This is a genomic window from Qipengyuania sp. SM2507, assembly GCF_053714505.1.
In genome coordinates, this window is the sequence record NZ_CM132307.1 from 2269953 (window position 1) to 2284210 (window position 14258).

Annotated in this window: 14 protein-coding genes; 3 read left to right on the top strand and 11 right to left on the bottom strand. The window is 66.6% G+C overall.

Annotation, left to right across the window (positions count from 1 at the left end; all coding sequences use genetic code 11):
- Window positions 1–4: 4 nt before the first annotated feature.
- A complete protein-coding gene (locus ACWIKC_RS11190) occupies window positions 5–1210 on the bottom strand; it encodes a phospholipase D-like domain-containing protein (RefSeq protein ID WP_454597580.1) in 1206 nt (401 codons plus the stop codon).
- Window positions 1211–1320: 110 nt separating this feature from the next.
- On the opposite strand from ACWIKC_RS11190, the gene rpoZ reads away from it, so the two are divergent.
- On the top strand, window positions 1321–1665 hold the full coding sequence (rpoZ, locus tag ACWIKC_RS11195) for a DNA-directed RNA polymerase subunit omega (RefSeq protein WP_454597581.1): 345 nt from the start codon (window positions 1321–1323) through the stop codon (window positions 1663–1665).
- Window positions 1666–1702: 37 nt separating this feature from the next.
- Here rpoZ and ACWIKC_RS11200 read toward each other — a convergent pair whose 3' ends face one another.
- A complete protein-coding gene (locus ACWIKC_RS11200) occupies window positions 1703–2542 on the bottom strand; it encodes a sterol desaturase family protein (RefSeq protein ID WP_454597582.1) in 840 nt (279 codons plus the stop codon).
- 98 nt (window positions 2543–2640) lie between these two features.
- On the opposite strand from ACWIKC_RS11200, the gene ACWIKC_RS11205 reads away from it, so the two are divergent.
- Entirely contained in the window at window positions 2641–3723 is a 1083-nt protein-coding gene (locus tag ACWIKC_RS11205; RefSeq protein WP_454597583.1) for a DUF3667 domain-containing protein, read from the top strand.
- Between the two features lie 4 nt (window positions 3724–3727).
- Here ACWIKC_RS11205 and ACWIKC_RS11210 read toward each other — a convergent pair whose 3' ends face one another.
- From ACWIKC_RS11210 to ACWIKC_RS11250, 9 genes are all read right to left on the bottom strand, one after another.
- A complete protein-coding gene (locus ACWIKC_RS11210) occupies window positions 3728–3823 on the bottom strand; it encodes a DUF3072 domain-containing protein (protein WP_454597584.1) in 96 nt (31 codons plus the stop codon).
- Between the two features lie 82 nt (window positions 3824–3905).
- Entirely contained in the window at window positions 3906–5873 is a 1968-nt protein-coding gene (ftsH, locus tag ACWIKC_RS11215; protein WP_454597585.1) for an ATP-dependent zinc metalloprotease FtsH, read from the bottom strand.
- Between the two features lie 84 nt (window positions 5874–5957).
- Entirely contained in the window at window positions 5958–6959 is a 1002-nt protein-coding gene (locus ACWIKC_RS11220) for a HupE/UreJ family protein (RefSeq protein ID WP_454597586.1), read from the bottom strand.
- The gene (locus ACWIKC_RS11225) at window positions 6956–7762 is read right to left on the bottom strand and encodes a peptidylprolyl isomerase (RefSeq protein ID WP_454597587.1); all 807 of its coding nucleotides are present in this window, start codon (window positions 7760–7762) and stop codon (window positions 6956–6958) included. The genes ACWIKC_RS11220 and ACWIKC_RS11225 overlap by 4 nt, the downstream gene beginning before the upstream one ends.
- The gene (locus ACWIKC_RS11230; RefSeq protein WP_454597588.1) at window positions 7759–9714 is read right to left on the bottom strand and encodes a DUF3604 domain-containing protein; all 1956 of its coding nucleotides are present in this window, start codon (window positions 9712–9714) and stop codon (window positions 7759–7761) included. The genes ACWIKC_RS11225 and ACWIKC_RS11230 overlap by 4 nt, the downstream gene beginning before the upstream one ends.
- A 61-nt stretch (window positions 9715–9775) precedes the next feature.
- A complete protein-coding gene (locus tag ACWIKC_RS11235) occupies window positions 9776–10393 on the bottom strand; it encodes an exopolysaccharide biosynthesis protein (RefSeq protein ID WP_454597589.1) in 618 nt (205 codons plus the stop codon).
- A 53-nt stretch (window positions 10394–10446) separates the two neighbouring features.
- Complete coding sequence (locus tag ACWIKC_RS11240; RefSeq protein WP_454597590.1) at window positions 10447–10896, bottom strand: MaoC family dehydratase; 450 nt, start codon at window positions 10894–10896, stop codon at window positions 10447–10449.
- Window positions 10896–12317: an aldehyde dehydrogenase family protein gene (locus tag ACWIKC_RS11245; protein ID WP_454597591.1), complete on the bottom strand. Its 1422-nt coding sequence runs from the start codon at window positions 12315–12317 to the stop codon at window positions 10896–10898. Before ACWIKC_RS11245 ends, ACWIKC_RS11240 begins: the two co-directional genes overlap by 1 nt.
- A 23-nt stretch (window positions 12318–12340) precedes the next feature.
- A complete protein-coding gene (locus ACWIKC_RS11250; protein WP_454597592.1) occupies window positions 12341–13429 on the bottom strand; it encodes a CaiB/BaiF CoA transferase family protein in 1089 nt (362 codons plus the stop codon).
- A 155-nt stretch (window positions 13430–13584) separates the two neighbouring features.
- Between ACWIKC_RS11250 and ACWIKC_RS11255 the strand changes: the two genes are divergently transcribed.
- Window positions 13585–14223 (top strand): flavin reductase family protein, encoded by a 639-nt coding sequence (locus ACWIKC_RS11255; protein ID WP_454597593.1) that lies wholly within the window; start codon window positions 13585–13587, stop codon window positions 14221–14223.
- Window positions 14224–14258: the final 35 nt, after the last annotated feature.

Below are 14258 nucleotides of genomic sequence, written 5' to 3' on the forward strand. Positions count from 1 at the left end.
AGGGCTAGAGCCCGAGGTTGAGCTTTCGGCTGACGGTGTAGTCCAGCACCGAGACCAGCAGCCAGCCCAGGTTCCAGCGGATCCGGTTCCACACCGTTGCGCGCTTGTCGTGCAGATCCGGGGTGATGTGTTCCGATGCCGCGACATGGGTGCCGATGAACTGCCGCATCCGCTCCGCCAGCGCGGCATCCTCGATCCGCAGCATGATCTCCAGATTTAGGAACAGGCTGCGCATGTCGAAATTGGCGCTGCCCAGATAAACCGCATCGTCGAGCACGATCAGCTTGGTGTGCAGCTTGCAGGGCGTGAACTCATAGATCTCCGCCTGCTTGCCAAGCAGATAGTGGTAGAGCGAACGCGTGGCGCCGAGGGTGGCATTGTTGTCGGACTTGCCCGCCATCACCAACCGCGCTTCGCCCGCCTGCGCGATCCGCCCGATGCGACACAGCAACCGCTTGGACGGAGAAAAATAGGCCATGAACATATCGAGCCGATGGCCGCGGTCGAGATCGCGCCCGACGCAGGTAGCCCAACCCGACAGCCCCTTCGTGGGCCCGCCGACAAGCCAGCGCAGGCCCTCGCCTTGCGACCAGTTCCACTCGCGGACCGCGCGGCGAATGCGCCTGAAACCCGCCGCATCGTCCTCGGTCCAGCTTGCAAGCCGGGCGAACCATTCGACCAGTCCCGCCACCGCCGATCCCTCGATGACGATGGCCAGATCGTTCCAGCCATTCTCTTCGGGAGGCGCGAAATAATCGTCCTCGATATTGAAGCCGCCGAACATGGCGCGTTGGTCGTCGACGATGACCATCTTCTGGTGGTTGCGGATGAGATAGCGCTGGCTCCAGCGCGCGCCGAAGGTCTGGAAGGTGCCGCCGGCAGCGCGGAAGGGTTCGAGGAAGGGTTCGGACAGATCGGCGCCGAAGCTGTCGACTACCAGCGTGACATCGACCCCGCGGAGCGCCGCGGCGACCAGCGCATCGCGCAACGCGGTGCCCACTTCATCCTCTACGAAGATGTAGAAGCACACCTTCAGCGTATGCTGCGCCGAGGTGACCAGTTCGAACAGCCTGGCGCGACGATCCTTACCGGCGGGGAAGAAACCCAGCGACTGCCCCTGCGCCTCGCAGGTGAAGGGCTCCGGATCACTGTATCCGGCACCCTCGCGGTCGGGATTGCGGGCGGGGTCCTGCACGGGGGCATCGGTCATCGCCCGAGGCCCTAGGCCAGCGACCCGACCTGTGCAAATTCTTGACTCAGGCACGCGTGAAGCCTATCCGCCGTTCTTTCCCGATTTCATCGAATTTTTCGGAGTGCTGTATGGCGCGCGTAACCGTCGAAGACTGCGTCGACAAGATCCCCAACCGTTTCGATCTCGTCCTGCTGGCGGCCCAGCGGGCGCGCGAGATTTCGGGCGGTGCCGAGCTTACCGTCGATCGCGACCGCGACAAGAACCCCGTCGTCGCGCTGCGCGAGATCGCGGAGCAGACCGTCAAGCCCAAGGAATTGATGGAAGCGGCGATCACCAATCTGCAGAAGATCCTTCCCGACGACGATGACGAAGCGGATGAAGTCGGCTCGCTCAGCCAGTCGGCCGAAGCGCTGCGGATCACCGCTTCCGCGCCCGCGCGCTCGACCTCGATCGGGGCCGATTACGAAGGCTGATCGCCTCCGATATTGCTAGTGCCAAAGGGCCGCATCCTCACCGGGATTGCGGCCCTTTTGCTTGGCTGGCCAGTTTCGCCCGGTCACGGAAGGGCAGCAGCAGGCTCCACCCCAGCGCGAGCGGGCGATCGTCCTGATATTCGGCGAGGCCGATCGTCAGCCCGTCCTGCCCTGCCTGCGCGCGTGCGCGGTAGGTCCTGAACAGCCTGTCCCATCCCGACAGCATGGTGCCGTAATTGCTGTTGGTCTCGCGCTGCAGCGTCGAATGATGGATGCGGTGCATGTCGGGAGTGACAACGAAAAAGCGCGCCAGCCGGTCGAGTGCGGGTGGCAGCGAGAGATTCGCATGGACGAACAGCGTCGCCGCGTTGAACGCCACTTCGAAGACGAACACCGCCAGCGCCGCCGGACCCAGCGCGGCGACCACCGCCATCTTGTAGAGCATCGACAGGCCGATCTCGATCGGGTGGAAACGCGCCGCGGTGGTGACGTCGAAATCGGGATCGGCGTGATGGACCTGGTGCAGCCGCCACAGCAGCGGCACGCGATGCGTCGCCCAATGCTGGAAGAACAGCGCCAGATCGAGCGCCGCGAGCGTCAGCAGCAGCTCGAGCCAGAACGGCAGCGCCAGCTGGTTGAACAGCCCCCAGCCGCGGGCTTGTGCAAGTTGCGCCGTGCCCACCATCAGCAGCGGCACCGCCACCCGCACCAGCGCGGTGTCGAGCGCGAACAGGCCGAGATTGGTGACCCAACGGCGGGCGCGGCCATGGCGCAGGGGGCGGCGCGGGACCATAAGCTCGAGAGCGGCCAGCGCGGCGAAGACCAGCGCCATCGCGCCCAGGCCGAACAGCTGTGTGGTTGGGTCGAGCGGGTCCATCGCACCCTATGTGGCGCCCCTGCGGTTCGGCGCAAGCCTGGCAATCGCATTGCGCCATTCGGGCGCGGACGGTAAAGGCGCAGCCCGAGGGGAACGGGATGGACGATCTGGGCGAAGCGGTCGGCACGGCAGCCGAAGGCGGGCTGATCGGGCGTGCGCTGGCTTCCGAGCAGCGCAAGCCCGGCGGCGAGACGCTGCTCCACGGCCATTTCGCCGAAGATACCTGCCTCAATTGCGGAACGGGACTGACCGGGCCACACTGCCACCAATGCGGCCAGAAGGCGCATCTCCATCGCACCATCGGCGCCTTTCTGCACGATCTGCTCCACGGCGCGCTGCATTTCGACGGCAAGACCTGGCGCACGCTGCCCAAACTCGTCGCGAAGCCGGGCGAGCTCACCCGCCGCTATATCGAGGGCGAGCGCGCCCGCTTCGTCTCGCCCATGGCGCTGTTCCTGTTCGCGGTCTTCCTGATGTTCGCGGTCTTCCAGGTGATCGGACTGACCCCGCCGACCGATATCCAGACCAGCGATGGCGTGAATGCCAGCCTTGGCGAAGTGCAGAAGAATCTCGCCGCCGAGCGCGATTCGCTGCGGGAACGCGTGGCGCAAGCGCCAGCGGACTCCCCCCAGCGCACCGCGGCGCAGCGCGACCTGGCCGAAGTCGAACAACGGCTGGAGGCGGTCGCCGGGACGGAAGAACTGCTGGTCGGTGGCGACGGTCTGGCCACGGTCTCGACTTCCAAGACCGGCTGGGCCTGGCTCGACAAGGGCCTCGAGAAATGGCGGACCAACCCCGGGCTGATGCTCTACAAGCTGCAGGCCAACAGCTACAAGTTCAGCTGGCTGCTGATCCCGCTCTCGGTACCGTTCGTGTGGTCGCTGTTCGCGTGGAGGCGAGGCTTCAAAGCCTATGACCACGCGATCTTCGTGACCTATTCGCTGGCGTTCATGTCGCTATTGTTCATCGTTCTGTCGGTGCTGGGCATGGCGGGCGCGCCCAACGGGATCGTTCTGGCGGCAGGTGTCGCGATCCCCCCGCTGCATATCTACAAGCATTTGCGCGGAACTTACGGCCTGTCGCGCTTCTCGGCGCTGTGGCGTTTATCCGTCTTGCTGATCTTCATCTCGATCGTGGTCACACTGTTCCTGCAGATACTGCTGTTGCTGGGCGCATTCTGACCGCTCAGGCGCCGCGTCCGGTCTGCTCCTGCAGCGCATCGATCCGTTTGGAAGCCTCGGCCTTGGTCAGCTTGGTATCGTAGGCTTCGGGCCTCCCCAAAATCTCGCGATCGCGACAAATAGAAACGGCGCGCACCGCGGGAAGCAGTGCGCGCCGTTTGCAGATCGGGGAAGCGCTTAGACTAGGCGCCCGCGGGGGCCGCGCCGCCTTCGCTGCCGAACTTCTTGCCCGCCTTGGGCACCGCGCTGCCGATGATCGGCTTGATCTCGACATGGCCGCCCTTGGGCGTGTCGGTGCGGTCGATCGTGCCGTCCTTGATCAGCCGGTCGATCTCCTCGCCGGTCAGCGTCTCGTATTCGAGCAGCGCCTGCGCGAGCAGGTGGAGCTTGTCCTCCTGATCGGTCAGCACTTCGGTCGCGCGCTTGAGCCCAGCTTCGACCAGTTCCTTGATCTCGGCATCGATCATCTTGTTGGTCTCGGACCCGCCCATGGTGCGCGCGGTCTGGCCCATGCCGAGATAACCTTCCTGGCTTTCCTCGTATTGCAGCGGGCCGAGCTTGTCGCTCATGCCCCATTTGGTGACCATCGAGCGCGCCAGATCGGTGGCGTACTGGATATCGCCCGAGGCGCCGCTGGAAACCTTGTCGTGGCCGAAGATGATCTCTTCCGCCACGCGCCCGCCCATGGCGACCGCGAGGTTCGCGTGCATCTTGTCGCGGTGGTAGGAATAGCTGTCGCGCTCGGGCAGGCGCATCACCATGCCCAGCGCACGGCCGCGCGGGATGATCGTCGCCTTGTGGATCGGGTCCGACGCGGGCTCGTTGATCGACACCAGCGCATGACCCGCCTCGTGATAGGCGGTCATCTTCTTCTCGTCGTCGGTCATGACCATCGAGCGGCGTTCGGCGCCCATCATGACCTTGTCCTTGGCGTCCTCGAACTCCTGCATCGCGACTAGGCGCTTGTTGCGCCGCGCCGCAAGCAGCGCCGCCTCGTTGACGAGGTTGGCGAGATCGGCACCCGAGAAGCCCGGCGTGCCGCGCGCGATGGTGCGGCTGTTGACGTCGGGCGCCAGCGGCACCTTCTTCATGTGCACTGCGAGGATCTTCTCGCGCCCTTCGATATCGGGAACGGGGACCACGACCTGGCGGTCGAAACGGCCCGGGCGCAGCAGCGCGGGGTCGAGGACATCGGGGCGGTTCGTCGCGGCGATGATGATGATGCCTTCATTGGCTTCGAAACCATCCATCTCGACCAGCAGCTGGTTCAATGTCTGCTCGCGCTCGTCGTTGGAATTGCCCAGCCCATGCCCGCGGCTGCGACCCACGGCATCGATCTCGTCGATGAAGAGGATGCAGGGCGCGTTCTTCTTGGCCTGTTCGAACATGTCGCGCACGCGGCTGGCGCCGACGCCGACGAACATCTCGACGAAGTCAGAGCCCGAAATGGTGAAGAAGGGCACGCCCGCTTCGCCCGCGATGGCGCGCGCGAGCAGCGTCTTGCCGGTACCGGGCGAGCCGACCAGCAGCGCGCCCTTGGGGATCTTGCCGCCCAGCTTGGAGAAGCGCTGCGGATCCTTGAGGAATTCGACGATCTCCTCCAGTTCCTCGCGCGCCTCGTCGATGCCGGCGACGTCGGCAAAGGTGACCTTGCCCTGCTTTTCGGTGAGCATCTTGGCCTTGGACTTGCCGAAGCCCATCGCGCCGCCCGCGCCGCCGCCTTTCTGGACCTGGCGCAGCGCGAAGAAGGCGATGCCGAGAATGAGGATGAACGGCAGCGACTGGATCAGCATATAGGTGAGGACACCCATCTCTTCCTTCGCCGCACCCGAATAGGGGACGTCGTTGGCATCCAGCAGCGTGGTCAGCGAGGTGTCGTTGGCGACCGGGACCGAGGAGAAGGTCTCGCCATTGGTCAGCGTGCCGGTGATCCTGTCCTCGGAGATGCTGACGTTCTGCACCGAGCCTTCGGCCACGCGGTCGCGGAATTCGGAATAGCCGAGCTCCTCGCCAGCGGGCTGCGCGCTGCCGCCGAACACGGAGACCACGACCAGCAGGGCGAGGAAAATCCCCCCCCAGACCATCAGGCTCTTCATCCAGGGGTTGGGACCGTTTTCCTGGGGATCGCCCGGCTCGTTCTGATCTCTCATGTCACGCACATCCTTTCGCGACCTTCAATGTAGGCGCGCGGGTGTGAATGACAAGTTGCCGAAATACGCATCACGCGGTGCGAATCAGGCAATAATCCGCTCGAACAGCCAATAGCTGCCGGTGATGCCGATTCCATAAGCCGCGAGCCGCACCGCATGGGGCTTGGTTTGCGGAGAGAAGCGCTGCACCGCGCGGCGCAGCGCCAGCACCGCGGCGATGACCAGCAATTGCCCCGCCTCGACCCCGAGGTTGAAGCTCACCAGCGCGGCGGGTACCTCGCCCTCGGGCAGGCCGATCTCGCGCAACGCACCGGCGAAACCGAACCCGTGGAACAGGCCGAAAGCGAAGGCGACCGCCCAGGGCAGCCGCCGCGTCAGCGTGTCGCGATCCCCGCGCGCCAGCTCGACCGCGAGGAACACGATCGACAGCGCGATCAGCGCCTCGACGGCGCGCGCGGGCAGCCCGGCATAGCCCAAGGTAACCGCCGCCAGCGTCAGCGAATGCGCCACGGTAAAGGCGGTCGCGGCCTTCACCACGGTCCAGCCTTTCGCCACCAGCAGCACCAGCGCGATGACGAACAGCAGGTGGTCCCAGCCCCCGAGGATGTGCTCGACCCCGAGGAGGAAGTAACTGCGCCACACCTGCGCGGTGGCGGGAACACCGGCGATCGTCGCTTCGGGCTGGGAGGCGGTGAGCCGATAGGTCTGCACCGCGCGCCCGAGCGGGATCACGCGCAGCAGCGCATCGCCGGTGACCACCAGATCGCGCGCCCCGATGCGCTGGTCGGTGACCGGCCCGTCGCAGTGCACCTCGACGCCGCCGATCAGCGCTGCTGCGCCGGTGCGAACGACCGGCTCGCCCTCCATCCGGCAATTGTCGGGTAGCTTGGGAAAAGCCAGCCGCGCTGCGGGCGAAGCGACCGGCTGCTTCCAGTCAAGCCGCCAGCGGCTTTCGTCGATCTGGGTGAAGGAAATCGCTACCGGGCGCAGTTCGTCGGCCATCGGGCTGTCCGGCCATGCGAGCGCCACGGCCAGCAAGGCAGCCAGCAGCAGTCCAGCCAAACCCTTGGCAGCGCCCCGGATCACTCGGCGATCTCGACCCGATAGGCGTCGCGCAGCAAGCGGTAGGCGGCTTGGGTGCGCTGGGCGATGGTCTCGCCGCGCCAATCGTCCTCGACCTGGCTGCGGATTTCGGCGAGCGGTGGAAGCGCCCCCTCCTCGCGCGTCCGCAGCCGGACCAGATGCCAGCCGAAACCCGAGGGGACCGGGCCGTGCCATGCATCACCGGCCTCCAGCTTTGCGAGCGCCGCGGCGAACTGGCGGCCGTAGCGGTCGGTAACGACGCGGATGGTCGCCCGCTCCTGCGACGCCGGGACCGACAGCGGCTCGCCCAGCCCACGCCAGTCCGCCCCGCTCTGCAATTGCGCCTGCGCCGCGCGCGCAGCACCCTCATCGGCGAAATAGAGCTGGTCGAAACTGACGCTCGCGCCGCTGACGAAGCGCTCAGGGTTCGCGGCCAGCCATTCGCGCAAGGTCGCCTCGCTCGGCACCGAAGTCTCCGCCTGCGCGCTCGCCAGCGCGTCCATCTTCTTCGCCAGCCGCCGCCGGACCACCGCATCGTCGCGGTCGAGCCCGAGCCGAAGCGCTTCGCGATAGAGCACCTCGTCGCGCAGCCAGCGCTCGATCAGCCCGTCGAGCTCGGCATCGGTCGGGGGCCGCTGCATCATCGTCTCGAACTGCAGCGCGAGGCTGGCCTGCACCTCACGATTGACCTCGATGGTGCGGCTGTCGGGATCCGCCTCCTCGCCGCGCCAGGCGAACAGCGCGAACAGCAGCGCACCGGCGACGAGGAAATGGACGAGCGGATCGCGCGCCCAATTGCGGATCACGATTTCTCCATGATCGCGGGCGCGGTCGAGCGCGGTGTCATGGGCGCCGACATGGGAGAGGGCCGGATCCAGATCGGCGAGCTGTAGGCTCGCTCCTGCGCCACCGAGGCCTTCACCACCTCCTCGGGCAGCTCGATCCCGAAGCGCAGCCGATCGAACAGCGGCCAGCGCGGCGTCGGGATCTCGAGCACGCGAACATAGTAAAAGGCCCGCTGGCCAGCCTCGTAATCGGGGTCGGTCCAGGCCGCGCGCAGTTCGGGCGCGCCGATGGTGTTGGAATAGCTCGCCTTCGCCCGGTCGACCGTATCGCCCACCGCGGGCACCTTGCCACCGACCCGCGGGCGCTCGGCCATGTCGGACCAGACCACATCGTAGACGCGCTCCTGCGCTTCGCCGCTCTCGTCCACCCAGCCCTTGACCACCTGCACGCGGTCGAGATTGGCACCATCGGGGTCCTTGAGCGCGGAGATCATCAGCACCGGCGCGCGCCCGGTGGCGGACAGTTCGCCGCCCATCGGCACGCCGCGTTGGTAGCCCGCGCGCACCCAGTCGCCGCGCCAGTCGGAAGCGGTGAAATCGAACCCGGCGAAGACCCGCAGCACCATCCGTGGCCCGGTGGTGGCATAGACCTCGCGCCGCTTGAAGGCGTCGAAGATTTCCGCGCGGGTGTTGCCCCGCGCCCAGGCCGCGGCATAGCCGCCCGCGAGATAGTGCCAGCCGAAGCGCCCCTCGCTGGTGCCAAGGTTCTGCGGCGCCATCGCGCGGTCGGCGCCGGGTTCGTTGCCGGTGTGCTTGCCGAAGAAATTGTCCTCGTCCGCGGTCGCCAGCGCGGTGTGGCTGTCGGTCGATCCGACCAGCCCGAAGGCATAGGGGTTGGCGCCGGTGCGCTGCTCGATCGAGAGCCCGCGCTTGAGCGCCTCGCGGACGTAATTGCCGCGCTGCATTTCCGGCGTGGCCGAGGCGGTGAGCGGCAGATTGCCCAGTTCCCAGCCGGTGACGCCGAAGCCGGCGAATTCGTCATTGGGCGACATGAAGGGATGCGCCTCGCTGTCGCCCTTGATCTGGGTCGCCTCGACCACCGGCTCCCAGCGCGCGCGCTTGCGGGCGTATTCTGCGGTCATCGGTCCGCCGCCGGGCATGGTCAGCTCGAACATCAGACCGTTGGAGAGGTTGGAATTGTGCGGGATGGCCAGCGCCTGACCGCCGGTGCCCTTCTCGTAGGCCGCCATATAATCCCACAGCCCCTCGGCCGCGGTGTCGATGCCCGGATAGGGCAGCACCTTCCCGGTCGTGGCGCTGCCGTCGCGAAACATCACCACCCGGTGGAGATTGTTGCCATCGGGCATGAGCGTGTATTCGAAGCCCGCCAGGGCGGTGAACTCGCCGGGCCGGTTGTAGCGGTCGAGCATGGCGAGATGCGCATCCCAGATCGTCCGCGTCGCCTCGCGCTGGCGCTCGGGATCGGTCAGCGCGGCGGGCAGCGTGTCGTTGGCAGCGGCGGTGATCAGCTCGGCGATGGCGCGCTGCGACCCGCGCGGGCCCTCGTGCATCATGTCGTACCAGCGCCGCAGCGTCGGATCGCGCACGAGGATGCGCGGCGCGTCGTAGAGCCGCCGGGTCGCGCCCAGCGCATCCGAATGGTCGGCGATAACGAGGAAGTCGAGCGGACGGTCGAGCCGCGCGGCAAGCCCGGTGGTGGCGGTAACCTCGCGCCCGCTGGCGAATTGCAACGCCGCTTCGGGGCCGAGACGGACGCCGAAGCCGAAGGCATCGATCGAATTGTCGGTGTGAAGGTGCGTGTCGCCCCAATAGGGCCGGTCGGGAAATTCGGCGAGTTCGATCGCGCCGCTGCCATCGCCGCTCTGCGCCTCGGTGACCCCCGCTTCCATGCCGCAACCCGCCAGCGCCGCTCCGAGGCCCAGGCACACCAGCCCCGCAATCATTCTGCGCATCGCATCCTCCCCTGACCCACAGCGAATGTGCGCAATCCGCGCCAGCGAAGTCAAGCAGATGCTAGAAGGGCAGGATGCTTCCCGAGGGGTCGGAGGTGAACCAGAAATAGCCGCCCAACCCGATAGCCAGCGCAGATAGCGCCAGTGCGATCAGCATCAGAAGACCGTCGCGGACCAGGATCGCCAGCCCGAAGGCGGCGATGGCCAGCATCGGCCCGCTGCTGGCGAAGGGCAGCAATTCGAGCGGCGGCACGGTGCAGCACAGAAAGACTACCACCGCCGCGGCGAGCTTCTGCATCTGCGGCCCGGTGAGATGTTTGAGCCGCCCCTTGAACCAGCGGTCGAGAAACGTGGCGACACCTTCAAGCTTCTTGGCCGAGGCCATCAGCTTCTTTGCGCCAACCGCGCGGCGCTGGATGACCTGCGGCAACCAGACATGGTCGCGTCCCAGCAGCAGCTGCACCGCGACCAACGCGATGATCAGCGCGAGCAGCGTGGGAACGCCGGGGATCCCGCCGACGGGGGTCAGCTCGATCAGCGCGGGCACGAACAGGAACGGGCCGAAGCTGCGCTTGCCGAACTCGTCGAGCACATCGCCGATACAGACCTTGTCGTTGTTCCCGGCCAGGCCCTCGAGTGCTTCGACCGTCTCGGTGGCGCTGTGCGGCTCGTGCGTCATCGATAATCTCCCCGCCGCTCAACGGGTGAAAGCGCGAATTGGCTCCCGCGCAATCAGCCGGAGGATTTGAGGAGCGCCGAGCGCTCGCAGCTGCAGACCACCTCGCCGCGCTGGTTGAGCGCCTCGTGGCGGAAGGTGACGATGCCCTGACCGGGGCGCGATTTGCTTTCGCGCAAGGCGATGACCTCGCTGCGCGCGCGGAGCGTGTCGCCTATGAACACCGGGTTGGGTGTCACCACCTTGTCGAAGCCGAGATTGGCTACCAGCGTGCCCAGCGTCGTGTCGCCGACCGAGAGCCCGACCAGCAGCGCGAAGGTGAAGGTCGAGTTGACCAGGATCTGCCCGAAACCGCTCGCCTTGGCAGCCTCGACATCGAGATGCAGCGGCTGGGGATTGTGGGTCATGGTCGAGAACAGCAGATTGTCGGTCTCGGTCGCCGTGCGTCGTATCTCGTGTTCGATAGTATCGCCCACGGTCCATTGGTCGAAAAACTTGCCCGCCATCAGGAACCGGCCCCCATCACGGCCTTGATCTCGAGGAAGTCGTGGAACCCGAAGCGGCCCCATTCGCGCCCGTTGCCGCTCTTCTTGTAGCCCCCGAAGGCGGCATGCATATCGTAGCCGCCGTTGATCGCCACCCGCCCGGCGCGAATCCGCCGCGCGAGGCGCTTGGCGGTTTCGACATCCTCGCCGGTGATATGGCTGGCGAGCCCGTATTCGGTGTCGTTGGCGATCCGCACCGCGTCGTCGTAATCGTCGTAGCCGATGATGGTCAGCACCGGGCCGAAGATTTCCTCGCGCGCGATTGTCATGTCGTTGGAGACATCTGCGAACACCGTCGGGCGGACATAGTGACCGGTTTCCAGTCCCTCCGGCTTGCCCGGGCCGCCCGCGACCAGCGTCGCGCCCTCGGCCACGCCCTGCTCGATAAGCCCTTGGATCTTGTCCCATTGCGCCTTCGAAACCACCGGGCCGATGGTGGCATTCCCGCGCGGATCGCCGGGGATGACCTTCTCCGCCGCATCCTTCGCCGCCGCCTTGGCTTCTTCCATCCGCAGGTGAGGAACCAGCATCCGGCTGGGCGCGGTGCAGGTCTGGCCCGAATTGCCCATCATCGCCGTCGTCCCGCGCGCAACCGATTGCGCAAACACCGAATCGTCGAGCACGATATTGGGACTCTTGCCGCCCAGTTCCTGCGCCACGCGCTTGACCGTGGGCGCGGCATTGGCGGCGATGGCCACCCCTGCGCGGGTCGATCCGGTGAAGCTCACCATGTCGATATCCGGGTGCCCGCTTATCGCAGTGCCCACGCCAAGCCCGTCGCCGTTGACGAGATTGAACACGCCAGCGGGTACGCCAGCCGCATGCAGGATCTCGGCGAAGATGCAGGCGTTGAAGGGCGCGATTTCCGATGGCTTCAGGATCATCGTGCAGCCGGTCGCCAGCGCCGGGAAGACCTTGCAGGCGATCTGGTTGAGCGGCCAGTTCCAGGGGGTGATCATCCCGACCACGCCGATCGGCTCGTAGAGATGCAGCGTAGGACCGTCCTGGCGCTCGAAATCGAAATTCTCGAGCACCTCGATCGCTGTCTGGCAGTGCCCGGCCAGCAGGCCGACATGGGGACCGTTGGCGAGTGACATCGGCGCACCCATCTCGTCGCTGATCGCGGCGGCCAGATCCTTTCGGCGCTTCTCGATTTCACCCAGGATGGCGCGGAGAAGCTCGAGCCGGGTCTCGCGGCTGGAAAACTGCCATTCCTCGAACGCGCGGCGCGCGGCGAAGACCGCCTTGTCGACATCGGCTTCGCTGCCGAAGGAGATATGGCCGAGCACCTGTTCGGTGGCCGGGTTCTCGACCTCGCGGGTGTCGGCCTGGACCGGATCGACCCATTGGCCGTCGATGTAGAATTTCGTGCAATCGCGCATGGTCATACTCCTTGGATGCCGCCCTAGCTGCCCTGCTGCCAGCGCGCCACCACATCGGCGCCGTCCTCGGCGCTGTCGCGGATGGTGCCGGGCGTCCTCTCGAACCGCGGCGCGGGCGCGGTGTGCCACACCCCGTCGCGCTCGACATAGGAGCCGCGCGCCTTGAGATGCGGATGGTCGCGCGCCTCGTCCACCGGCAGCACGGGAGCGAAGCAGGCGTCGCTGCCTTCGAGCAGCTCGGTCCAGTCGGCGGCAGTCCTGGTCTTGAACAGCGCCGCGAGCCGTTCGGTGTAGTCGTCCCAATTGGCGGGGTTCATCTGGCCCTGGCGCAATTCCTCTGGCGCTTCGGCCTTGTCGAGCAGCTCAGCGTAGAATTGCGGCTCGATCGCGCCGACGCTGATCTCGCGCCCGTCGGCGCATTCGTAGCAGCGGTAGAAATGCGCCGCGCCGCCGAGCATTCCCTTGCCGCGCTCGGTGCTGAGATGCGGCGCATGGCGCGCGCCGAAGAAGAAGCTCATCAGGCTGGTCGCGCCATCGACGATCGCGGCGTCGACCACCTGGCCCTGCCCCGAGCGCTCGCGTTCGTAGAGCGCGGCGAGGATGCCGAGCGCGCAATAGAGCGAGCCGCCGCCGAAATCGCCGACCAGGTTCTGCGGCGGGGTGGCCGTTTCGCCCGCGCGGCCCACCGCCGCCAGCGCGCCGGTGATGGCGATGTAATTGATGTCGTGCCCCGCCGCCTTGGCGAGCGGTCCGTCCTGCCCCCAGCCGGTCATGCGGGCGAAGATCAGCCGCGGATTGTCCGCCAGCAGCACCTCGGGGCCAAGCCCCAGCCGCTCCATCACGCCGGGGCGATAGCCCTCGACCAGCACATCGGCATGGCGCAGCGCCTCGCGGCAAAAATTCTTGCCTTCCTCGCTCTTGAGATCGACCGCCACGCGGTGGCGGCCACGCTCGACCACCGGGTTGAGCGTCTGCGTGCCCGCGCGTTCGATCCGCACCACCTCGGCGCCCATGTCGGCCAGCAGCATCGCGACATGCGGACCCGGGCCGATGCCGGTGAATTCGACGACCTTGAGACCCGTCAGCGGGCCGGCGGAACCGGTATCGACCATGTTTTCACTCTCCTCTTCCAGCGGTCGCATTGCATGATGTGCGCCATCCCGCAACTGCATGGCTTGTCCGCGCAAAAAGGTTGTCTTTCGCCCCGCGAAGCGGCACCGCGAGCCGACATGCCATCCATGCCGATCAATCCCACCCGAGCCCCCAGATGAGCGAGCTGCAACGCGAGTTCCGCGATGCGCTTGGGTCTTTCGCAACCGGCGTGACCGTCGCCACCACGATGGCAGCCGATGAGCAGCCGGTCGGGGTGACGGCGAGCAGCTTCAATTCGGTCAGTCTCGATCCCCCGCTGGTGCTCTGGTCGCTGGCGAAGAATTCGCTGTCGCGCGAGGCCTTCTCCAACAGCGGGCATTTCGCGGTCCATGTGCTGGCCGCCTCCCAGCGCGCGCTGTCCGATCGCTTCGCGCGCTCTGGCGCGGACAAGTTCGACGGGATCGAATGGCTGCGCGGCGAACTCGGTTCGCCCGTGTTCCCCGAATTCGCAGCGCGGTTCGAATGCCGCACCCGCCACGAATACGAGGGCGGCGACCACATCATCCTGGTGGGCGAAGTGGTCGAATTCGAGGCGCGTCCCGTGGCGCCGTTGCTGTTCCTCGCCGGTCGCTACGCCCGGCACCAGCCGGATTCCGATGCCACCGCCGAGGGCGAGGATATCCTCAACGAGGCGCTCTCGCTCGAACGCGCTCTGGAAACAGTGGTCGAAGGCAAGCTTGGCGAAGCGGAGCTAGCCGAGACCCGGCGGCTGATGCAACGGATCATCGAACTGGCGCGCGGCGCCTCGTCCTGACCTCCTTTCGCCCGGGCTTTCGTCGCGCGCGCGAG

What these genes read in the sequence shown, in the direction of transcription:
- ACWIKC_RS11190 (WP_454597580.1), bottom strand. Translation starts at nt 1,210, where the DNA reads ATGACCGATGCCCCCGTGCAGGACCCCGCCCGCAATCCCGACCGCGAG.
- rpoZ (WP_454597581.1), top strand. Translation starts at nt 1,321, where the DNA reads ATGGCGCGCGTAACCGTCGAAGACTGCGTCGACAAGATCCCCAACCGT.
- ACWIKC_RS11200 (WP_454597582.1), bottom strand. Translation starts at nt 2,542, where the DNA reads ATGGACCCGCTCGACCCAACCACACAGCTGTTCGGCCTGGGCGCGATG.
- ACWIKC_RS11205 (WP_454597583.1), top strand. Translation starts at nt 2,641, where the DNA reads ATGGACGATCTGGGCGAAGCGGTCGGCACGGCAGCCGAAGGCGGGCTG.
- ftsH (WP_454597585.1), bottom strand. Translation starts at nt 5,873, where the DNA reads ATGAGAGATCAGAACGAGCCGGGCGATCCCCAGGAAAACGGTCCCAAC.
- ACWIKC_RS11230 (WP_454597588.1), bottom strand. Translation starts at nt 9,714, where the DNA reads ATGCGCAGAATGATTGCGGGGCTGGTGTGCCTGGGCCTCGGAGCGGCG.
- ACWIKC_RS11235 (WP_454597589.1), bottom strand. Translation starts at nt 10,393, where the DNA reads ATGACGCACGAGCCGCACAGCGCCACCGAGACGGTCGAAGCACTCGAG.
- ACWIKC_RS11240 (WP_454597590.1), bottom strand. Translation starts at nt 10,896, where the DNA reads ATGGCGGGCAAGTTTTTCGACCAATGGACCGTGGGCGATACTATCGAA.
- ACWIKC_RS11245 (WP_454597591.1), bottom strand. Translation starts at nt 12,317, where the DNA reads ATGCGCGATTGCACGAAATTCTACATCGACGGCCAATGGGTCGATCCG.
- ACWIKC_RS11250 (WP_454597592.1), bottom strand. Translation starts at nt 13,429, where the DNA reads ATGGTCGATACCGGTTCCGCCGGCCCGCTGACGGGTCTCAAGGTCGTC.
- ACWIKC_RS11255 (WP_454597593.1), top strand. Translation starts at nt 13,585, where the DNA reads ATGAGCGAGCTGCAACGCGAGTTCCGCGATGCGCTTGGGTCTTTCGCA.